Raw genomic sequence first — 20,009 nt, 5'->3', positions numbered from 1 at the left:
AATAAATAAAACGAAATAAAAAAAGGAGATTTTAAAATGACAATAAATGATGCAGTTTTTGGCGAACTCGAATACAATTATGCATGGTTTAAGGATACTACTATTGAATTTTGTGGAGAAGAAGTTGAGATTGCATTAATGATAAGTGGTGAACAAGATGGTAAATTTTCCGAAAAACAATATGCAGCGTATCACTCATTGATTCAAAGTTGGGAGCAACTTCAACAAAGTATTTTACAACCAATTCTAGATTATTACGAACAGAATTATGATGCAGGACTTAACGAGAGCTACCCTTTAATTGAAACAGCCGAGCAGCTTCTTGATTATATAAGTTTAGTAGGAGTATCTATTCCCTATGCGAAAGGTTTGGAAGGCAGATACATCGGTTTAACTTTCGACTGCACATGGGACGAAGAAAATGGGTTAGGTTTACTATTAATAAATGAAGAAGTAGCCAGAGTAGGATACCAGGATGTTGCGATGTAAGTAATTTAGGATAGGGGTTCGTTGTGAATTAAGTGTAAACCCGTGTATTTCCCAAAAAACATGAATGTACAATACAATCAATTTACAAATAAGAAACACCATGATTAGTTAACTTTCAAAGGCTGATTCCATCTTTCAAGAATGATGGAATCAGCCTTTTTTACATGTTCAAAATCAAATGAGCGATTGCTCACCCCGGATTATCAGGACGAGCTGGACGAGGCCGTCATCCAGTTCGACATCAAGCAAATGGAGAGAACGACTACCTGGATTTCCTCGACAGACCGATCCCGCTCTATTCCAACCGCTTAAAGACAATCATCCACAAGTTCGCGCCGAAGCTGTTCGTCAAATCCGTCGTGCTGGTAGACAGGGAGCGGATCAAGCAGGATTTGTACTGGCTGATGATCCTGCCGCGTGTGAACTGCCTTTCCGAGCAAAGCGAGTTTCACAGGGACGGCTCACTCAAAAGGCTGGTTCTCGATCTGAAAAGATAATTTAAAAAAGTTGAACAAATCGCATCTTCGTTTGATCAGTTTTTAGATAAAATCATGAAGAATAGCGTAAACTTTTCATCATTTTAATCGAGCAGTATGAGGTGAGGCTATGTCATATGTAACGTTTGATTGTACACAGTTTATTTCATTTGATTCCGATTATGAAGCTGATGTCACTGCATCTTTGAAAGAATTTGAAGTTACCAATCATTTCAAAGTGTTACCGAAAGATAAAATTTTGCCCAAGAAGATAGCGCATCTGAGACATTTTCTTCATTCAAGCGTTTTTGAAATGGTGAATCAAGAATTCATTGGAGAGTTTGACGAGTGGTTGGAAAGAGAGAAAGTACCAGTTGATATTTTAAGTTTCAGCCGCAATATTCAATTGTTCATGCAAAACAAGCATGTGCAGAATGCCACAGTAATCCTTGTTCGATACGCTAATGAACAAAAGAATGAAGACCACATATTTGTTGGGGAATTTCATAAAGAGCATATTTTGGAAGGCTTGTACCATGCTTCTTGTTTTGGAAACGCTGGAAATATTGTTGTTTTGAAATTCAAATCGAATGATTAGAGCTAAAACATGTATAATCTGCTCATCATAAAAGTGGAACATGATGTCATTCTGCAAGTGGAAGTAGATTACACCAAGAACGGTTATATCAAATAGCTTTCTCTGAGTATCAATCCAGACCCGCCTAGGCCTTCCCTGGGCTTTTTGCGTTTTCCCCAAATCCCACACTTTCCCCTTACTTTTCACGAGGTTATCCCGAACATTCCCGGCGCCCATACGGTACGATTTATTTGCAAGAAACAATAGGAGACAGGGAGTGTTCACACATGAAAAAAATGCTTTCCGTATCTGTGATCGCAGCGTGCTTGTTGGCAACAAGTGCGGTAGGAGCTTTTGCGGCGGAGAAAGAAGGAAAAGGAACAGGGTGGAGCAGCCTGCCTGAAGTTCAATCACTAAAAGCATTGCAAGTAGAGCAAAAAGCTCTCCAAGATAAACGAAAAGCTCAAACCCAGACCAACAAACAAGCATGGGACATTCTTTGGGGCGATGTGACGCCAGAAGTACGTGAAACCGTGAAAAGCGCGCTGGCAGAGACAAAGCCACTCCGCGAAGAGAACAAAGCGCTGTCTGCTGAACTGAAAGAAGCGAAGAAAGCAAAGGATAAAGAAAAGGTAGCAAGTATCAAGGCTGAAATCGCCGCAAACCACACCGCCATCGAAGAAAAACTGGCGCACATCCAAACAGAATTGACTCAGGTAAAAGAGAAAAAAGCGTCCTTCAAAGAGATGAACCAACAATTGAAGCCAATCCGCACAGAAAAGAAAGAGAACAAAGAGCAAGCAAAAGAACTGAAAGCAAAAGAGAAGAACACAGTGAAAGAAGCAAAAGAAGTATTCAAGGCTGGTGACAAGGAGCAAGCAGCGACATCCTTGCAAGAGGCTGCTGATCTGTTGAAAGAACTGACCCAGGTACAAAGTGAAATTTTGGAGCAAAAACAAGCGATTTCCGAGATTATTCAATAAGGAACGTCTACGAAAATAATGACAGCCCGAATCCTGTTATTGACGAGACAGATGTTCCCCCTCACATAAAAGACAAAAAGCTCGTTGCACGCCAGCGGGCTTTTTGTCATTCCCCGATTCGTCAAACTCCTTTGAAGCATCTATACTAAAATGGAAGATAAAGACATAGGGGAGGAGGAGTTTCGCATGGATATTCTAGAGAGAGCAGGTACGGTTGAGAGTAGAGAGGATATGGTTCAATTCATTTCTCATTTGATTAAGGATTATCAGCAAAATAAAAAAGAGTGGGCGAATATGTCCCTGGAAGAATTCCTAAGTGGAATGGAGTCATGGATTGAGGATTGTGATAATATGTTGGCTGATCTTGAAGGGGTAGACTGGAATTTGTTTGCTACCATTTTAATTGCAGGAAGCCGTTATGAGTAAATAGGAACCGAATTCTAGGTCTTCGACGATTTTAAGGGTTATTAAAGGTACAAAGCCCTTCTCCTTGCCTCGAAATCATACCATTCAGGACTAACGACCCATTCAAAAAATCCCAAAAAATACCGATTGTAAGATTGTGTGTAAAATAATGGTCTTATTTGGAAGGGTGAATCCATTTCCCTAGAAGTATCGGAGGGAGGGGGTTCGTCTGGCAGGGAGGGGATACCATGAGCAATCGAACACTCACTTATGGAGATATACAAGTTTCGCCCTACGAATTTACGCATTTGCAAACGATGAAAGTCGTGAAAAAGATGAACGAGCATGCGCGACTGACGCTCACAGGGATTATTTCTGAAGAGCGAAAAGATAGCTACGTGAACCAGACAAATGCGCAAACACTGATCAGCGTGGCACTGGCGGATGAATTGGGCAAGCCGAAAACATGGTTCCAGGGCATCGTTTTGCGCGTCCATGTCAAAGCGGTTCGCGGTATTTATTACTTATCGCTGGAGGCTATTTCTCATACGTATTTGTTGGATGTCAAAACGAGAAAGCGCTCGTTTCAAAACCCGGCAATGACTTATGCGGGGCTCGTGAAAACGGTGCTCTCCGGGTACGGAAAAGCTGATTTTATTGACTCAGTTACGAACGGCAAGGCGTTGAATACGTTTGTGATGCAATATGAAGAAACAGATTGGCAGTTTCTGAAGAGGATGGCATCGCGTTTTTATACAGGTTTGATCCCAACAACGGCTTTTGACATTCCCAAGTTTTATTTCGGTTTGCCAAAAGGTCAAGATAAAGGAAAGCTTGCGGTTAGTCATTATACGGTGCACAAGCGTGTCGGGGATTACCAGAGTGATGCGGAGAACAAGGTTCCGGGAATCGATGACCAGGACTATACCGTTTATGAAGTGCAGAGCGAACGAGTGCTGGAGGTCGGCAATGAGGTGAACTTCAAGTCCAGACCACTTGTCGTCGGAGAAGCGGTCACGGAGGTGAAGGAAGGCATTGTCACGCACACATACAAGCTTTATCCACGGCTAGGTCTGGCGCGTAAAAAGCAGTATAACCATGCCATCATCGGGGCATCCATCCAGGGCCGGGTGTTGCAAGTCCAGAAGGATAATGTGCGGGCCAAGCTGGACATGGATGATCAGCAGGATCAGAGCACGGCATATTGGTTCCCTTACTCCACCATTTATGCCTCCGAGGATCAAACCGGATGGTATGTCATGCCAGAGCTGAACGACCAGATTCGGATTTATTTCCCGAGCAAAAAAGAAGAGGACGGTATCGCGATCAGCTCTGTTCTCAAGGAAATCCCAGACGACGACAAGCCAGCTCCCAAAAAGAAAGCCACACCGAAAAGCAATGCAGGTGGAGGTGGAGACCGAATGAAGGACCCTGCTGTAAAGACGTTTCGTACCAAATATGGCAAGGAAATCGTGCTGGCCCCTGACAAAATTGTGATCACAACAGGAGATATGTCGATCACGATCAGTGATACGAGTGGAATCGATATCAAGAGTAGCCAGAACGTGAATATAACAGCGGATAAGGACATGAAGCTATCAGCTTCTTCTCTTCATATTAGTGCGGATAAAATCGAGCTGAGTGGAAAAGGAAATACGATCAAACTGGAAGACAAGATCGAGCTGAAAGGTTCGGAAATCAAGATGAACTAGAGGGGGCACTTACATCGATGAAGAAAGAGGAAGCGCTCCAGCATCTGCACGATAACACCTTTCTACCAGCATTGGCTGAAAGTGTAGCGGCACTCGAGCACTATTTCCAGGAAAACAAGGATCAGCTCGTCCGGGAGTTCGTGGAGTCTTTTCGTCATATGCTCCAACATATTGAGTTCATGCAGAACAACCAGGAGCTTCCCCCTGTCGGTTTTATTCACTTCTCATTGCTTCGGACAACCGTATTGGATGGCACGCACACATTTTTGATAGAGGCTTATACGGAGCAATGGTACTGGGAGCCAGTGGAATGCTATGCACGGTACGATGCAGCATGGGCATTGCAAGAGGCTTCCAAGCTCATTTCGCTACTGGACGAACGCCGAAAAATGTACATGGGGATCATACAAGCTACTGATGTGGAGCTTATGGTGCTAAAGGAAATGGAGCTCTTCGGTCAGTTTGTCACAGCGCTTGCCCGAGTGGCGATTCCGGAGGCCATTCAGCTGCCCGAGTATCAACAGATCAGGAAAGCGGATCGTCTGTACATACGAGTGGGCGAATTCAAAGACATCAGCGAAGTGGTGTACATAGAAGAGCGAATCAAGCGGGAGGAGAAGGAGAGCAGAAGCCTGCTTGGGCAACCGAAAGGAACGTTTTGCACCCATGAAACATTCGCCCATATGGATCTGCCGCGAAGCAATGTAGACGCATTAGATTTGCGCTATTGCGATTTTAGTGGAAGTAATTTTGCAGACAGTCAGTTCTGTGCGTGTATCCTATTCGGAACAAGGTGGGTCAGTAGCAAGCTTCCACGCACTGATTTCAGCCATTCGCTTCTTTGTGATGCCGATTTTCGTCATGCTGACTTGAGCGGAGCCATATTCTCATATGCCGAGGGACAAGGCGTCAGTGCGGACGAGCTGCATCGTGTACCGGGCTTACTCGGTGTCCAATTTTCATATGCTGATTTGGAGGGAGCGGATTTTCGCTATTCTCGTCTGTATCATGCGAATTTTCATGGAGCGAATATGCGGAATGCCGTTTTTTTGGAGAAGGATCGTGAGCGCTTTGCATTGAGCGAAGCACAGATGCAGCAGATTGAGTGGAGAACGGAATAAAGGAGGCGGGATGACATGCGCGATTATTATTTGCTAGCAGATGACGGTCGAATGGCTCAAAAGGTCGTGCCATCGGGGCTGGGGCTGCAAAAGGAAAACACCTTCGAGCAACTCCCGCCGATCTCCGTTCTTGAGGTTAACGCGGATGGGGCCCAAGCCTACACAGATTGGTTGGAAAAGCCACTGCCGATGATTTCGGAGCGGATGAAAGCCATTACTGCCAAATACAATCCGAGCATACAATGGAAGCGCGTCGATTTGATTGACAGCGAAACCAATCTGCGTAACGTTTACTGGGCCATGCAGGTACCTGCTGTAGATTGCCTATCTATAGAGACTGATTTTCATTTGAATGGAACGGTAAAGAGACTTGTATTAGATACCGATAAGATAAAGGCACATCATTTCTTTAAAGTTCAAGGGATCTTGGAGCCGTATATCGTGGTGAGTCTGGATGCTGCGGAAAGCTTCCTTCGCAGAAGCTTGAACGGATTTGTTTTGCAAAAAGTAGAGCAGGCACTGCGGAGGGAGCTATGACGATCTACTGGGATGAAAAGATTTTGGATGTATGGAACAGCATCCAGACACGGCGTCAACTCGCTGAAATGGAAGAACAACAGGTGCAATTGACGCTTGAGGAGTGTCTGGATGGCGTGCGAAAAGGCTACCTGGAGTACGAAGGACGCAGATTCGAATTCGTGGAGAATCTCCTCTTTGACGGGCAGGTTGGCATTCAGCTGCCCCGTTCAATGCAGCTCATGCCGAGGGGACGCGGGTCAAATAGCGGCGGGAATTCTCAGCACGAGCAGATTTCCTATAAAGAGGAAGAGAGCGCGGTCATGCTCGGCATGAATTATATGGCACATCCGTTGCCGATGAGCGGCGTAGAACCGTTTGTGCAGGCGATGACAGCACAAGTCAAAAAGGCGCAGGCAGGCTTGCAGGTCGTACATCATGAGCTTATCGAGCTGGATGGGTGCAGGATTGCCTGCAGCGAATTCATCGTCCCGGTCGAGGACAAAACTTACTATCAAATCTTGTTCGCGACATCACTAAACGGGCGGGCACTACTCGGGAGTTTTCATTTTGAGTCTGAGGAAGTGCTCGTGTGGCAACCTTTGGCCCATTCGTTGATTCGCACGCTGCGGGTAGAGAACATTTGATCAAGACAGAACAGGGAGGTTTCCAATTGGAACAGCAGCAACATCAACAGCAATGGCAAGTGAGCGTGCCTGAAAATGAGCGGGTCATGTCGGTCAAAGAGTGGTTGATTACTTTTTTAATTATGATGGTGCCCGTGGTCAATCTCGTGATGTATTTTGTTTGGGCATTTGGCAGTGAAGGCAATCTAAATAGAAAGAACTGGGCAAAAGCGAACTTGCTGATTATGGGCGTTTGCATCGGGTTGTACTTATGCGTATTCTTTTTTGTTCTGATCTTAGCATTCATTGGAGCATCGGTTGAACAATAGGAGAACGGTGGATTGGCAAAAAACGTGGAGGGTATAGAATGGATCACCAAACGTATGTGGAAGGAAGCGTAGCGGAAAACGAAAAGGTCATGACGATGAAAGATTGGATAATCGTCTCGTTGTTCATGATGATTCCGATCGCGAATATTGTTTTGTTATTTGTGTGGGCTTTTGGTTCAGATGGGAATCTGAATCGTAAAAATTGGGCAAAAGCCGGCTTGTTATTAATGGCCATTCTTATGGGTTTATACTTCGTCTTTGGTACAATAACCGCAATTATCACGTTTATTTTAATAGGCATGGAAGGGCAATAAGGGACGATGCTAAGACATCGTCTTCTTTTTGCAACGATTTAGAGATCTGTTTCTTAATCTGGTATTCTGTTTATCAAAAATATTGAGACACCAGAAATTAAAAATACACAAGTACATACAGTGAAGGATGAGGAAAAAAGCAATTCGAATCAACTGAGCAAGGTATGAATCGTTTCAATCCAAGGACTTATCTAATGAAAGATAGCGAACGCTTGTATGCTTTCGAAAAGATTTAAAGGATTTCAATGAGGGTAGATGATTGGCATCATCGCTTTTTATGGCTGAAATTACTTGAAGCTTCTACAAGGCATATTCCGACTCGAGCACCGAGAAGGATTATACCTTGTTTTTTTACGCAGACCGTTACACCAGCTTTGCTTTTTTGACGTGCTTTTTCATCAACAGATTGCCGAAATAGCAGTCGAGCAATCCGCCGACAAGCGTGAGAACACTGCGGCTGCTCCTTTTACTCCCAGCAAGAATCTTTCCTCCAAAGTAGAAACCCACATTTGTTCATCACGTATTACTACAGAGAAATCCAGCCCTAACAAAGTGAGGTGTTGTACATTGGCAATAGAGATATCGAAAGTGAGTACTTCAAGAGGGAAGCTCCAATATCATTGGAGCGGAAACGGCAAACCCAATATCGTTCTCATTAACGGTGGTTCGGGACCCATAGAAGGCTGGATGAAGATACTACCGGATCTTTCAGAGACGTCATCTGTCTTTTCCTATAATCGTCTTGGTGTCTCAGGTAGTGATAAGCCGCAAGACCCCCAAGATGGACGCACGATTGTAGAAACGTTACGGGAGGCATTAACGTTAGTAGGTTTTGAACCCCCATTTTTGCTAGTCGGACATTCATTAGGGGGATTATATGCCAATTTATATGCCCGGCTTTACCCCAACGAAGTAGCAGGAGTTGTCTTTTTAGAGTCCAGCCATCCGAAAGATATCGGCCTTGAAAAATATCAAGGTAAGGTAGTCAAAACCATCAACAAAATGCTCTCCATGTTTGATTCCTTGTCTCCTCATAAACAATTCAATGAAGTTCATTTTGTCAAAAAAACAGTGGAACAAATCCATGCAATCGATTCTTTTCCCGACATCCCTGTTTATGTGATTACAGGTGGAAAAGAAAATCGTATGATGCCAGAAGAAGTACGCAAAAAACGAATCGAGCATCAGTTGGAACTGCTTTCATTATCAAGCAACAGCAAGCATATCCTCGCTGAAAAAAGTGGACATTTTCCTCAATTTACCGAGCCCGGAGTCGTCATAGATACGATCAAAGACTGTGTCGAACAAATACAACAAAAAACGTTGTAGCCCACCTGCCAAGTCGAGCTTTGCTATAGCAAATGTGTAACGAAGCTTTTCTCCTATTCGTGTTATCCTCTAGATAGCAGCAATTTCGATCACGCAGAAAGGAAGAGGTCCATGTCAGCTGAGAAAGAGAACCGACTCTGCCAACGCTCCAAACAGATTCATAACCGCACGTTTGTCGTGACCTGCCGAGAGTTTTTGGTGAAGCAAGCAGACTTTCTGCTGGACGTATTCTCTGATGTAGAAGACGAGATGGGTCCTATCAAGAACGGTGCAAAAATTCAGGTAGGTTGGACCATTCTACTGGTTTTCGAACGGGATGGGTGTATGGAGATCGTGGCACCCGACTACGACGCGAATCCTTTTTCCGAAACAACTTCTGACCTGTCTGTGTCCTTGGTCGTGCAAATGGCGCAAAACAACTGCTTGCAAACCGTGCGAGCAGAAGGGGAAGCTGCTTTGTTCCAAGATAAAATTGTGGTGGCAAAAGGTGCATTTGAACAAGAACACGTCTATTTGCAGCGTGCAGAAGATGTTCGAAAAGGAGACTCCGGGTGGTATCTTGGGCCTGTGGAAGGCGAAGTAGACGGTGACCAGCTAGAGTCATACTACGTTTACCAACTGCTAAAGCTACGTCCGTCTCTTTTGCAAGCGATGGCTCTGCCACGAGGCTACATTGTCGTTTTCCAAGGAGATCAGATTGAAGCAGTCTTGGACGAGCACGATGCTAATGTATGGCCGACACTTCATTAGCGGCTGCTATTTAACTTTTGCCGATACTTTATTCACGAGCTGATCCGCTTGCCGCGTCGTTTCGGGCAAACGGTATTTGGGTGAGAGTTTGGTGATCCATGTGCATGCAGTTGGCAAAGAGATTCCGTGTCCGATCGAGACGAAGATTGGTTTAATATTCGGTTGTGTGCGCAAGACTCCACCGATGATATCACCCTGATCGATCAACGGGGAATACGCCCCTCTTTCGTGTGCTGGCTCTTCGTATTCACCTAGTAGTCTCGTCTTTCCACAGCCAATAGTAGGAATGTCAAACAGGACGCCTAAATGACTAGCTAGTCCGAATCTTCGCGGGTGAGCGATACCTTGCCCATCGCAGACGACGAGCTGCGGTGTTGTTTTGAGCTCCTTGAATGCACGTACCAACGGAGGCAGCTCTCGAAAAGAGAACAAGCCAGGAATATACGGGAATTCGACGGTGTCTTGAATGACGACAGACTCGACGACTTGCAGGGAATTGGCGTCGAGGATTACGACACCAGCGACTAACAAATCAGACTCGGCACGATAGGCGACATCTACCCCGGCGATATAGCATACGTCCGTTAGTTGATCTTCTTTTTTTACTTGCTGGGCTAGCTGTCGCTGTAAGTTGATTGCCTCTTGCTCATTCATGTTCCAAGGATGCTGGATAATCGGCTCCATCTGGTTACCTCCGGATGATAGAAGATTTGTTCATTATATCCAATGGATGTGCTATGCTCCAAGTCTTAGGAACAATTCCGAGAAAATACGTTGACTTCTCGGATGAAAAGCACTATTTTGTAACCGACAGAATGATCATGTTCGAGATGGAACGAGGAGGGCTCGTCGTGAAAATCGCAGTAGTAGGAAGCATCAATATGGATCTCGTAACCCATGTACAACATTTGCCCAAAGCAGGAGAAACGATCGCAAGCCATCACTTCGAGCTGATCCCGGGTGGAAAGGGAGCGAATCAGGCAGTAGCAGCGTCTCGCCTGGGTGCGCATGTCTCTATGATTGGAATGGTAGGAGAAGATGAGAACGGCCGGGTCATGCTGGGAGGGTTAACGGATGCCCACGTTCACATAGAGGGGATCAAATGCTCAGGTACAACAGGCATGGCTTTTATCAATGTAAGTGATGATGGGGAAAACAACATCGTGCTTGTTCCAGGAGCGAATGCGCTCGTCAGCACCGAGCATATTGCTGAAAATCTGTCTATTTTAAAGGACAGTGACGTCGTATTGCTCCAACTGGAAATCCCGATGCCTGTCGTGGAATATACAGTCAAAGAGGCAGCTCGACTCGGCAAGCTGGTCATATTAAATCCGGCACCTGCACTCGAGCTATCCAGTGAGCTATTAACCCATGTACATACCCTAACCCCGAATGAAACAGAGCTTTCCATTCTCACAGGAATGCCTGTATCCACGATAGACGAAGTGCATGCCGCAGCCAAAAAGCTTTTGTCTGGTGGACCAAAGCGCGTCATCGTGACGTTGGGAGAAAAGGGTGCTCTCTTGATAACCGCTGATGAAGCGACCCATATCCCGGCGTTCCGCGTAGAGCCAGTGGATACAACTGCGGCAGGCGATTCCTTTACAGCAGCTTTTGCGGTTGGGATCACACAAGGAATGACCGAAACCGAAGCGGCCACTTTCGCTAGCAAAGTAGCAGCGATTGTCGTTACTAGGAACGGTGCTCAACCATCCCTGCCTACTTTCGATGAAGTACAAGCATTTTCTTTTTAATGGGGGAGAATAATGGAAAAGGTCAATGTAGCTGAAAAGTTTACGTTATTCCATGAGTATTGGAATCCCAAAATTGCAGGCGAAATCAATGACTCCTATGTAAAGCTGGTGAAATTGAAAGGAGAGTTTGTCTGGCATCAGCATGAAAATGAGGATGAGATGTTTTTCGTAGTGAAAGGGAAACTGCTTATTAAGTTTCGCGATAAAGATGTTTGGTTAAACGAAGGGGAATTTCTCATTGTTCCAAAAGGTGTAGAGCATATGCCAGTTGCAGAGGAAGAGGTTCATGTATTATTGCTTGAACCAAAGACGACGCTGAATACTGGAGATCAAGTAAACGAAAAAACAGTAACAGATTTAGAGAAGATATAATCAATGATCGAGCCTATTTTGAAAGATAATTTTCAAAATGGGCTTTTTCTATAGGCATGGTTTTGTACAGTTGCAACCATTTTATTTGTTGACCAAACGGTACATAATGTGTAAGATTTCCATAACAGTTGGAAGCGAAAGGAGGATTCCGGTGAGCAAACGCGGCAGACCACGTGATTTTGATTACACGTCCATCGTAGATGTGGCCATGAAAACATTTTGGTCAAAAGGCTACAATGGTTGTTCTACGCATGATTTATGCAGTGATACTGGACTGGGGAAAGGCAGCTTGTACAATACATTTGGCAGCAAACAGGACCTGTACCTTGCAGTAGTGGAACACTATCACGATACCGGAATTCGTGAACAGCGGGCATTATTGGAAGGTCCGAATTCCGTGAAAGAACGGTTGCAAAATTTTTTAGCGTGGGCATTCGTGGAAGACTTTGAATCAACGAATCCAAAGGGATGTTTGCTGATCAATGCGGGATTGGAACGGGCAAAAGACGATCCTAAGATTGAAGAAATCGTCTCCAGACATGTTGAACTTCTGAAGGATACCATGGAAAAAGTGATGGAGGAAGGCTTGCGAAGGGGTGAAATCTCTCAAAAACGATCTGCGGTGGATTTGGCAAGCCTATTTTTAAGCAGTTACTACGGCTTTCGTGTATTGAATACTTCCACACAGAATCGGACATTGGCTGAACAAATTATGAAGGGGACCATGGAATCTATCTTCGGCGCGTAATGCGCTCTTTTTTTGAGTGATTTTTGTACTGATTGTTACAATAATAAGTAAGGAGGGTTTCTTTATGCCGTCGATGATTTATTTGTTAGCGGTAGCGATTTTTGCAATGACGACTTCTGAATTTATGGTGGCAGGGATGATGAATGACCTTGCCGATGATTTCGGCGTATCGATCTCATCCATCGGGTATTTCATTACGGCGTATGCGGGTGCAATGGTGATAGGGGGCCCGATACTAACAGCAACGCTCCTGCACATTCGCCGAAAACAAGCGTTGCTATCATTGATTGCCGTCTTCTTTATTGGTCAAACGTTAGGAGCAATGGCTTGGAATTACGAGTCAATGATGCTTGCGCGTATCCTAACGGGTATTGCCTCATCCGCTGCGTTTGGCATCTCTGTCAGTATTTCAGCCGGCTTGGTTCCCCCTCATTCGCGGGGAAAGGCAGCTTCGATTGTTTTGGCAGGCTTAATGATTGCTACTGTTGTAGGACTCCCCCTGACAACCGTGATTGCACAATATTTCGGCTGGAGAATGAGCTTTTGGGCTGTTGCTATCGTTGTATTGCTATCAGGGATTTTGATTCAATGGCTGCTCCCTTCCTCCACACAAAAAGATCGGATGAACGCAAAGGATGAGCTTGCCAGTTTTCAAAATCCGCACCTTTGGGCCGCGTATGCAACGAGTATGCTGATCATTGGCGGTACCTTCGCAGCGTTTAGTTATTTTACTCCGATTCTTACGGATGTAACGGCATTTTCGGATGCGAGCATCCCGTATTTGCTTGCCCTTTACGGCATCGCGACCGTGATTGGAAATATCGTGATTGGCAGACTTGCTGATCGTTTTACCATGCGAATCCTTGTAACGGGATTAAGCATCCTCCTAGGGGCATTGGTTCTGTTTGCGGTAGGTGCCGAAAATAAATGGATCGCGGTGCTGTCCATTGTTCTGATTGGGTTGACGGGTGTAGCGATGAATCCGGCCATGATTGCACGCGTCATGAATACAGCAGGCAGTGGGACGATGGTAAACACAGTGCATACTTCCTTTATTACATTGGGTGTTGCCATTGGTTCTTTCTTAGGCGGGATCGGGATCAGCAGTGGCTATGGACTTGTTTCACCATTGTGGGTAGGGGCTTGTTTCGCCGTTATCGGGTTACTTTCAATCGTTCCTTACCTGCAAAAGAGCAAAGTGTAAAAAACCATACAATCCCTCTTGAAAGTCAAAAAAGGTCAAACTATAATAAAGTCAACGAAGGTCAGAAAAGGTCAAAGATCTTCTGAATTCCAAAACAACGCTTTTGGGGGGATTGAATATGCATTGTGAAATCTGCAAACAACGAGAAGCAACTGTGACTGTTCATATACGTGTACAAAATCAGCAACAAAAATACGATCTGTGCCAGGATTGCAAAACAAAGCTGACCAACAAAATGGGAGTGGGCATGGGCTTTAGTCCTTTCTCCTCCTTCTCTGGACTGGATGAGTTCCTGCAAGGCTTTGCTCAAGGCCAGATGAATCCGGGCAAAGCTTCCGGTCAACCGCAGCGACAAGCGCCAGAACGCGGTGGGGGCATCCTCGATGACCTTGGACGTAATCTAAACGATGCGGCACGTGCCGGACTGATTGACCCTGTGATTGGACGCGAACAAGAAATTGAGCGTGTCATCGAGATTTTGAACCGACGCAACAAAAACAATCCGGTTCTGATCGGGGAGCCAGGGGTCGGGAAGACGGCGATTGCGGAAGGCCTCGCTCTGCGCATTACGGAAGGGCAAGTACCGACCAAGCTGAAAAACAAGCAGGTGTACATTTTAGATGTCGCCTCTCTGGTTGCAGGGACGGGAATTCGCGGACAGTTCGAGGAAAAAATGAAGCAAGTGATTGCCGAGCTGCAAAAACGCAAAAACGTCATCCTGTTTGTGGATGAGATTCATCTACTGGTGGGGGCAGGCTCTGCGGAAGGATCCATGGATGCTGGGAACATCCTGAAGCCAGCTCTTGCTCGCGGTGAGTTGCAGCTGATTGGGGCAACTACGTTAAAAGAGTATCGCGTGATTGAAAAAGACGCTGCTCTGGAGCGCCGTCTGCAGCCAGTCATGGTCAAGGAACCAACCGTAGAACAAGCCATCGAGATTTTAAAAGGTTTGCGCCCGAAATACGAAGCATTCCACCAAGTCGCTTACTCGGATGATGTCATCCGTGCCGCCGTGGAATACTCCCATCGCTACATCCAGGATCGATTCTTACCTGACAAGGCGATTGATCTCATGGATGAAGTGGGCTCGCGTTTGAACCTGAGATCCTCCGTGGTGGATACGTCAGAGTTACATGAGCGTCTTGCGCAAATTAATCAGGAGAAAAAGGAAGCGACGGAGCAAGAAGCATACGAACGAGCTGCCCGTCTGCGAGACGAGGAAGCGGGCATTTTAGAGAAGCTGGATCAAATCGAGGGCAAGGACCAACGGGTCAAGGTTGACGTCACAGACATCCAAGCCTTGATCGAGCAAAAGACCGGGATTCCTGTTACCAAGCTGCAAAGTGATGAGCAGATGAAAATGAAAAACCTGGCAGCTCATTTGGAAGCAAAAGTCATTGGCCAGTCCGAGGCGGTCACACAAGTAGCGAAGGCGATTCGACGCAGTCGGGCAGGTCTGAAACCGAAAAACAGACCGATTGCTTCCTTCCTGTTCGTCGGTCCGACTGGCGTAGGGAAAACAGAGCTGTCCAAAGCGCTGGCAGAGGAGCTGTTTGGTACCCGTGATTCCATGATTCGCCTCGATATGAGCGAGTACATGGAGAAGCACTCGGTATCCAAATTGATCGGTTCTCCTCCTGGCTACGTCGGTCATGAGGAAGCAGGTCAGCTGACTGAGCGCGTACGCCGCAATCCGTACAGCATTATCCTGCTGGATGAGATCGAAAAAGCACATCCAGACGTGATGCACATGTTCCTGCAAATTCTGGAGGATGGCCGTCTGACAGATAGTCAGGGCCGTACGGTGAATTTTAAGGAGACGGTCATCATTGCGACGAGCAATGCCGGTGTGATCGAGCGTAAAATCTCCGTTGGCTTTGGAGCACAAGCGCCCGAGCCTGCCACCGTGCTGGATTCTCTGGGAGCGTACTTCAAGCCGGAGTTCCTGAACCGCTTCGACTCGATCATTTCCTTTGCTCATCTGGAAAAACAGGATTTGGTCAAAATCGTCGATCTGCTGCTGCAAGATGTCATGGGCAATCTGTCTGAGCAAGGAATGGAGATCAGCGTGACTGATGCCGCAAAAGAAAAGCTGGCTGAGCTGGGCTACAACCCTTCCTTCGGGGCACGTCCATTGCGCCGCGTGATTCAGCAATATGTTGAGGATGGCATTGCGGATCTGGTGATGGAAGAAGACAATGTGACAGCAATGGTCATTGATGTCGAGGATGATGTAATTCGAGTGAAAAAAGGATAACAGTTGTAAAAAAAGAAACCCCGATCTGGGGTTTCAGGCTGTCGAGAAAGTCGACAGCCATTTTTATTTCACTTAGTTTTAATACGACACCGCGTTAATTTGTTATAATTCTTATAATTACATTTTATAGTAGGTGATAATTGTGCTTACCTCCAATGATAAAAATCCGCAAATGCATTACGAATTTGTGTGCCTTGATGAATTGGTCCCAGAAGACCATTTATTAAGAGTCATCCAGAAACATATAGATTTCTCCTTCATCCGGGAAAAAGTACGTCAATATTATTGCGAGGATAACGGTAGACCTTCCATTGATCCTATTGTTTTATTTAAAATGATTTTCATTGGATACCTTTACGGTATCCGCTCAGAGAGGCAGCTCGAAAAAGAAATCCAGACTAATATCGCCTATCGTTGGTTTCTTGGCCTTTCTTTAACAGATCGAGTTCCAGATCACACAACAATCAGTTGGAATCGTCGAACCCGTTTTAAAAATACAAATGTTTTTCAGGAGATTTTTGATGAAATTGTGCGCTTGGCGATTCAGCATCGAATGGTCGCTGGCCGTGTATTGATAAGTGATTCCACACATCTTAAAGCAAATGCGAATAAACGAAAATTTAAGAAGCATGTCATCGAGAAAACGAGTCGTGCCTATCTCAAAGATTTAGAGGTAGCAATTAATGAAGACCGTGAGGTACATGGAAAAAAGGATTGAAGCCTAGAGAGGGTGTGAAGGAAGAAAAGGAAATCAAGGTGAGTACCACTGATCCGGAAAGTGGCTACATGGTTCGAGACAGCAAGCCCGAAGGCTTTTTCTATCTCGATCACCGGACTGTCGATCATAAGTACAATATTATTACCGATGTCCATGTCACTGCTGGCAATGTCCATGATTCCGTTCCTTACATAGATAGGCTGAATCTCCAAATCGAGAAGTTTGGGTTTCAGGATACAATTGAAGCTATTGCATTAGATGCTGGTTATTTAACTACTCCAATCTGCAAGGCACTTCACGATATAAATGTATTTGCTGTCATCGGTCATCGTGCCTTTACACCTGTTAAAGGTCTTTTTGCTAAATGGCGCTTTAAATATGATCTGGAGTGCGATGTGTACACATGTCCTCAAAAACATACGCTTACTTATTCGACTACCGATCGAAACGGATACAGGATGTATAAGTCCAATAAAGAAATATGTAAAACTTGTCCAAGGCTTACTGAGTGTACCCGATCTAAAAATCACCAAAAGGTGATAAGCAGGCACGTTTGGGAAGAGAGTAAGGAATGGGTTCGACAGAACCGTTTAAGTAAATCGGGGAAATATTTATATAGATTAAGATACCAAACCATAGAGCGAAGCTTTGCAGATGCTAAAGAACTGCATGGGCTTCGCTATTGTAGGTTACTCGGACGCGAAAATGTCCAAGAGCAAGTATTGATGACAGCAACAGTACAAAACATTAAAAGGATAGCACTACACCTAGCGAAAGCAAGTTAGGTGCAGGCTATCCTTTTTTCAGCACTTCGTGCTGGAACAATACCAAAAGAAATCCCCCAAAAGGGGGTTTCTCTTCAGTCTGAAGAAACCCCGATCTGGGGTTTCTTTGCTTTTTACGATCTTCTTTATTTATTCATGAGTTTCTCATTGATGCCATTGCTGACGCCAGTACTTTCCATTTTTAGCTGGCGGCGCTTGGCGACGATTTTCTTCACCCATAACCCGACCAAGATGAGCGGCACCACGGTGAGAAAGATATAGAGAGAAACGTTATGGACCATATTTTCCGCCATTTTACCGTAAAAATAGAACAAGAATCCAACTGCGTAAAATTTGACTGCCCGTCCAATCGCGGCATACCCGATCAATTTCCACAACGGGAATTTCAAGCAACCCGACATGATTGTAAATACTTTAAACGGAATCGGTGTAAACGAACCGATGAAGATCGCGACTTCGCCCTTCTTTTGAAACATCTCTGTGGCAGAGTCAATCCATTCCTTCTTGAGAAGTTTGTACAGAACGGATTTACCTAGTACTTTACCGATAAAATAACCGACGGGAGTCCCTATGAGACAAGCGATGTAGCCTACCGTAGCAATCCACAATGCCTGCGAAGGGTCAACGAGGCTGAGTGGCACTTGAAGAAAGAAGGCAGGAACGGGAAAGATGACTGCGTCTGCAAAAGAATGGATGAACATTCCTAAATAGCCGTATTCCATTAAGAAATCTAAAATGTTCTGAAGCATCTATTTCTCCTTTGTCATTCTATCGTTAACTGCCAGTCATCAACTCAATTAAGTATGTGTATAGATGCGATTCTACTTCAAACTGGCCGACTATGGAACGAATTTTTTTGATATGGATTCACTTATTATACAACGAAATACCCCAATCCCTGCATCTTGAAACAATTTATACCAGAGAATCTTCCGGGTAAACCATGTTCCTTGTATCTGATAATACGATGTAGATCGTTTTCTGGTTACTCAATAGTTCCATTATCGAGGTTTCATTGTTGTCCAAAAACACCCCCCCGCCGGATTTTATCTACGACTTAAGGCGGATAGGTTAACGGTGCATGCGGCGTAGCACATCCATCAACACGTCAATTCCTTGCTTAATCACTGTTTCCTTGGCATAGGACACATTCAGCTTTAACATATTTTCTTGCGGAAAACCCAGCAAGTAATTTTTGTCAGTAGCATCCACAAGGATCGAGCGTTTTTTGAGCTGGCTGATAACAGCAGGGACCGGAATAGAATCGTTCAACACAATATGCGTATGAATCCCCGGATACGCAAGGGGTTGAAAGGTGAACAGATGCTCTTCATTCGCCGCGAACTGGTTCAAGGACGCCATTAGCAGGTTGGATCGCCGGTGATAGGAACTGCGTATCTTTTGCTTGTGTCGCTCGAACATTCCGCTTTTTAGGTAAATTTCCAGCGCAGCTTGAGATAGCATGGAGCTGTCGATATCCATGAGTCGTTTGTGTTGGTTGAAGGAATCTTTTAGCGCATCAGGTATAACAGCTACACCCAGACGGAGCCCGGGAAAAATAATCTTGGAATAGCTTTTTACATAGATCGTGCGAGAAAAACGGTCATAGGCAAAGAGCGGATCGGCTTTGCTGTCATGCTCAAGGTCTGCCATGTAATCGTCTTCCACGAGATAGACGTCGTACTGCTGGGCAAGCTCCACAATGCGCTGTTTATCCTTTCGGCTGTATGACGTCCCGAGCGGGCTATGATAGCGAGGCATCGTATAGAAAAACTTGATTTCTCCCGTTCGGAAAATAGACTCTAGCTCTTCGAAATCGATTCCTTGGGCAGTCCGCTTGATCCCGAGAACAGGATTCTTGCGTACTTGCAAGCTTTCAATGAAAAGGTGGTAGCTGGGCTGCTCAATCAGAATCGTTTTTTTGCCATTTGGAAAAGGAAGGCTGCACAGCAAGGTTAGAGCTTGTTGGACACCGGAGGTAATGAAAATATTGCTCGGGTCCGTAAAAACCTGATGGTTCCCAAGTAGCTTGGCGATGACGGCAATGAGTGATGGCAGGCCTTGTGTGGTTCCGTATATGAAAAGATCGTTTTTATAGGTTTCAATCGCTTTATTGATGCAGTGTTGAAAGTCGACATAAGGAAAGAGGTCAGGATCGGGAGCAGAGGTCGCAAAATCGATTATCGACGTATCTGCGGGCTGTATCTTCCTTCGCTTTTTCACGACGTAGTAGCCGCTTCGGTCGACCGAATAGATGAGATGACGCTTTTCGAGTTCATCCAAGGTGCGGATCACGGTGCTTTTGCTGCATTGGTAGCGAGTGGCGAGCTCCCGAATGGAGGGAAGCCGGTCTCCGTCTTGATAGGAGAGGCTTTCAATCAACGTTTCGAGTTCATTTTGAAGCTGCAAATATTTGTGCATCTAAAAACAGTCCCTTACGCCGAATTTGTATCGGTACAGTTACTCCTTTTTTGCATTGTAGCACGATTGATCCCCCATTACTATTAACCTAAGACGGCCGTCTGTAAAAAGTCCCCAGTAGGA

At 45.3% G+C, this 20,009-nt stretch carries 22 protein-coding genes; 18 read left to right on the top strand and 4 right to left on the bottom strand.

The window, feature by feature from the left end:
• Positions 1 to 36: 36 nt before the first annotated feature.
• Positions 37 to 489 (top strand): DUF6985 domain-containing protein, encoded by a 453-nt coding sequence (locus ACUUHJ_RS24095; RefSeq protein ID WP_396475023.1) that lies wholly within the window; start codon positions 37 to 39, stop codon positions 487 to 489.
• Between the two features lie 308 nt (positions 490 to 797).
• Here ACUUHJ_RS24095 and ACUUHJ_RS24090 read toward each other — a convergent pair whose 3' ends face one another.
• Entirely contained in the window at positions 798 to 941 is a 144-nt protein-coding gene (locus ACUUHJ_RS24090) for a hypothetical protein (protein WP_396475025.1), read from the bottom strand.
• A 154-nt stretch (positions 942 to 1,095) separates the two neighbouring features.
• On the opposite strand from ACUUHJ_RS24090, the gene ACUUHJ_RS24085 reads away from it, so the two are divergent.
• The 11 genes from ACUUHJ_RS24085 to ACUUHJ_RS24035 all read left to right on the top strand — a co-directional run bounded on the left by ACUUHJ_RS24085 (position 1,096) and on the right by ACUUHJ_RS24035 (position 9,627).
• The gene (locus ACUUHJ_RS24085; protein ID WP_472300110.1) at positions 1,096 to 1,563 is read left to right on the top strand and encodes a hypothetical protein; all 468 of its coding nucleotides are present in this window, start codon (positions 1,096 to 1,098) and stop codon (positions 1,561 to 1,563) included.
• A 266-nt stretch (positions 1,564 to 1,829) separates the two neighbouring features.
• A complete protein-coding gene (locus ACUUHJ_RS24080; RefSeq protein ID WP_472300109.1) occupies positions 1,830 to 2,525 on the top strand; it encodes a hypothetical protein in 696 nt (231 codons plus the stop codon).
• Positions 2,526 to 2,711: 186 nt separating this feature from the next.
• Complete coding sequence (locus ACUUHJ_RS24075) at positions 2,712 to 2,951, top strand: DUF7660 family protein (RefSeq protein WP_015892686.1); 240 nt, start codon at positions 2,712 to 2,714, stop codon at positions 2,949 to 2,951.
• Between the two features lie 227 nt (positions 2,952 to 3,178).
• Complete coding sequence (locus ACUUHJ_RS24070; RefSeq protein ID WP_472300108.1) at positions 3,179 to 4,642, top strand: contractile injection system protein, VgrG/Pvc8 family; 1,464 nt, start codon at positions 3,179 to 3,181, stop codon at positions 4,640 to 4,642.
• 17 nt (positions 4,643 to 4,659) lie between these two features.
• The gene (locus tag ACUUHJ_RS24065) at positions 4,660 to 5,763 is read left to right on the top strand and encodes a pentapeptide repeat-containing protein (RefSeq protein ID WP_472300107.1); all 1,104 of its coding nucleotides are present in this window, start codon (positions 4,660 to 4,662) and stop codon (positions 5,761 to 5,763) included.
• A 15-nt stretch (positions 5,764 to 5,778) separates the two neighbouring features.
• Positions 5,779 to 6,300 carry an imm11 family protein gene (locus tag ACUUHJ_RS24060; RefSeq protein ID WP_472300106.1) on the top strand — a complete coding sequence of 174 codons (522 nt, stop codon included), beginning with the start codon at positions 5,779 to 5,781 and terminating at the stop codon, positions 6,298 to 6,300.
• Positions 6,297 to 6,926: a hypothetical protein gene (locus tag ACUUHJ_RS24055; protein ID WP_472300105.1), complete on the top strand. Its 630-nt coding sequence runs from the start codon at positions 6,297 to 6,299 to the stop codon at positions 6,924 to 6,926. The genes ACUUHJ_RS24060 and ACUUHJ_RS24055 overlap by 4 nt, the downstream gene beginning before the upstream one ends.
• Before the next feature lie 26 nt (positions 6,927 to 6,952).
• Complete coding sequence (locus ACUUHJ_RS24050) at positions 6,953 to 7,234, top strand: hypothetical protein (protein ID WP_041749579.1); 282 nt, start codon at positions 6,953 to 6,955, stop codon at positions 7,232 to 7,234.
• Positions 7,235 to 7,272: 38 nt separating this feature from the next.
• Complete coding sequence (locus ACUUHJ_RS24045) at positions 7,273 to 7,548, top strand: hypothetical protein (RefSeq protein WP_088908934.1); 276 nt, start codon at positions 7,273 to 7,275, stop codon at positions 7,546 to 7,548.
• 387 nt (positions 7,549 to 7,935) lie between these two features.
• A complete protein-coding gene (locus tag ACUUHJ_RS24040; protein WP_472300104.1) occupies positions 7,936 to 8,877 on the top strand; it encodes an alpha/beta fold hydrolase in 942 nt (313 codons plus the stop codon).
• Positions 8,878 to 8,988: 111 nt separating this feature from the next.
• Positions 8,989 to 9,627 (top strand): immunity protein Imm33 domain-containing protein, encoded by a 639-nt coding sequence (locus ACUUHJ_RS24035; protein WP_472300103.1) that lies wholly within the window; start codon positions 8,989 to 8,991, stop codon positions 9,625 to 9,627.
• 6 nt (positions 9,628 to 9,633) lie between these two features.
• Here ACUUHJ_RS24035 and nfi read toward each other — a convergent pair whose 3' ends face one another.
• Positions 9,634 to 10,311: a deoxyribonuclease V gene (gene nfi / locus ACUUHJ_RS24030; RefSeq protein ID WP_472300102.1), complete on the bottom strand. Its 678-nt coding sequence runs from the start codon at positions 10,309 to 10,311 to the stop codon at positions 9,634 to 9,636.
• Between the two features lie 167 nt (positions 10,312 to 10,478).
• Here nfi and rbsK point away from each other — a divergent pair, with 167 nt between their 5' ends.
• The 6 genes from rbsK (at position 10,479) to ACUUHJ_RS24000 (ending at position 17,465) form a co-directional block, all read left to right on the top strand.
• The gene (gene rbsK / locus ACUUHJ_RS24025) at positions 10,479 to 11,381 is read left to right on the top strand and encodes a ribokinase (RefSeq protein WP_472300101.1); all 903 of its coding nucleotides are present in this window, start codon (positions 10,479 to 10,481) and stop codon (positions 11,379 to 11,381) included.
• 9 nt (positions 11,382 to 11,390) lie between these two features.
• Positions 11,391 to 11,753 carry a cupin domain-containing protein gene (locus ACUUHJ_RS24020; RefSeq protein WP_289678139.1) on the top strand — a complete coding sequence of 121 codons (363 nt, stop codon included), beginning with the start codon at positions 11,391 to 11,393 and terminating at the stop codon, positions 11,751 to 11,753.
• Positions 11,754 to 11,904: 151 nt separating this feature from the next.
• Positions 11,905 to 12,501, top strand: coding sequence for a TetR/AcrR family transcriptional regulator (locus tag ACUUHJ_RS24015; protein WP_289674115.1), 597 nt, complete (start codon positions 11,905 to 11,907; stop codon positions 12,499 to 12,501).
• 64 nt (positions 12,502 to 12,565) lie between these two features.
• A complete protein-coding gene (locus tag ACUUHJ_RS24010; RefSeq protein WP_289674114.1) occupies positions 12,566 to 13,705 on the top strand; it encodes an MFS transporter in 1,140 nt (379 codons plus the stop codon).
• Positions 13,706 to 13,823: 118 nt separating this feature from the next.
• Positions 13,824 to 15,962: an ATP-dependent Clp protease ATP-binding subunit gene (locus ACUUHJ_RS24005; protein WP_472300100.1), complete on the top strand. Its 2,139-nt coding sequence runs from the start codon at positions 13,824 to 13,826 to the stop codon at positions 15,960 to 15,962.
• A 172-nt stretch (positions 15,963 to 16,134) separates the two neighbouring features.
• Positions 16,135 to 17,465, top strand: a protein-coding gene (locus ACUUHJ_RS24000; protein WP_472301237.1) for an IS1182 family transposase whose coding sequence is annotated in 2 segments (ribosomal slippage) — positions 16,135 to 16,675 and positions 16,675 to 17,465 — 1,332 coding nt in all. Because the reading frame shifts where the segments join, the coding sequence is not laid out codon by codon here.
• A gap of 125 nt (positions 17,466 to 17,590) precedes the next feature.
• Here ACUUHJ_RS24000 and ACUUHJ_RS23995 read toward each other — a convergent pair.
• Complete coding sequence (locus ACUUHJ_RS23995) at positions 17,591 to 18,214, bottom strand: YqaA family protein (RefSeq protein WP_289674112.1); 624 nt, start codon at positions 18,212 to 18,214, stop codon at positions 17,591 to 17,593.
• 322 nt (positions 18,215 to 18,536) lie between these two features.
• Complete coding sequence (locus tag ACUUHJ_RS23990; RefSeq protein ID WP_472300099.1) at positions 18,537 to 19,886, bottom strand: aminotransferase-like domain-containing protein; 1,350 nt, start codon at positions 19,884 to 19,886, stop codon at positions 18,537 to 18,539.
• Between the last annotated feature and the right edge of the window lie 123 nt (positions 19,887 to 20,009).

Source organism: Brevibacillus schisleri (assembly GCF_055685845.1).
Note: the sequence above shows the minus strand (reverse complement) of the source record. Positions and strands in the feature narration are given on the sequence as shown.

Excerpts from the sequence above, each read along its gene's own strand:
- ACUUHJ_RS24095 (WP_396475023.1), top strand. The coding sequence starts at position 37 with ATGACAATAAATGATGCAGTTTTTGGCGAACTCGAATACAATTATGCA.
- ACUUHJ_RS24085 (WP_472300110.1), top strand. The coding sequence starts at position 1,096 with ATGTCATATGTAACGTTTGATTGTACACAGTTTATTTCATTTGATTCC.
- ACUUHJ_RS24080 (WP_472300109.1), top strand. The coding sequence starts at position 1,830 with ATGAAAAAAATGCTTTCCGTATCTGTGATCGCAGCGTGCTTGTTGGCA.
- ACUUHJ_RS24075 (WP_015892686.1), top strand. The coding sequence starts at position 2,712 with ATGGATATTCTAGAGAGAGCAGGTACGGTTGAGAGTAGAGAGGATATG.
- ACUUHJ_RS24070 (WP_472300108.1), top strand. The coding sequence starts at position 3,179 with ATGAGCAATCGAACACTCACTTATGGAGATATACAAGTTTCGCCCTAC.
- ACUUHJ_RS24065 (WP_472300107.1), top strand. The coding sequence starts at position 4,660 with ATGAAGAAAGAGGAAGCGCTCCAGCATCTGCACGATAACACCTTTCTA.
- ACUUHJ_RS24060 (WP_472300106.1), top strand. The coding sequence starts at position 5,779 with ATGCGCGATTATTATTTGCTAGCAGATGACGGTCGAATGGCTCAAAAG.
- ACUUHJ_RS24055 (WP_472300105.1), top strand. The coding sequence starts at position 6,297 with ATGACGATCTACTGGGATGAAAAGATTTTGGATGTATGGAACAGCATC.
- ACUUHJ_RS24045 (WP_088908934.1), top strand. The coding sequence starts at position 7,273 with ATGGATCACCAAACGTATGTGGAAGGAAGCGTAGCGGAAAACGAAAAG.
- ACUUHJ_RS24035 (WP_472300103.1), top strand. The coding sequence starts at position 8,989 with ATGTCAGCTGAGAAAGAGAACCGACTCTGCCAACGCTCCAAACAGATT.
- nfi (WP_472300102.1), bottom strand. The coding sequence starts at position 10,311 with ATGGAGCCGATTATCCAGCATCCTTGGAACATGAATGAGCAAGAGGCA.
- ACUUHJ_RS24010 (WP_289674114.1), top strand. The coding sequence starts at position 12,566 with ATGCCGTCGATGATTTATTTGTTAGCGGTAGCGATTTTTGCAATGACG.
- ACUUHJ_RS24005 (WP_472300100.1), top strand. The coding sequence starts at position 13,824 with ATGCATTGTGAAATCTGCAAACAACGAGAAGCAACTGTGACTGTTCAT.
- ACUUHJ_RS23995 (WP_289674112.1), bottom strand. The coding sequence starts at position 18,214 with ATGCTTCAGAACATTTTAGATTTCTTAATGGAATACGGCTATTTAGGA.
- ACUUHJ_RS23990 (WP_472300099.1), bottom strand. The coding sequence starts at position 19,886 with ATGCACAAATATTTGCAGCTTCAAAATGAACTCGAAACGTTGATTGAA.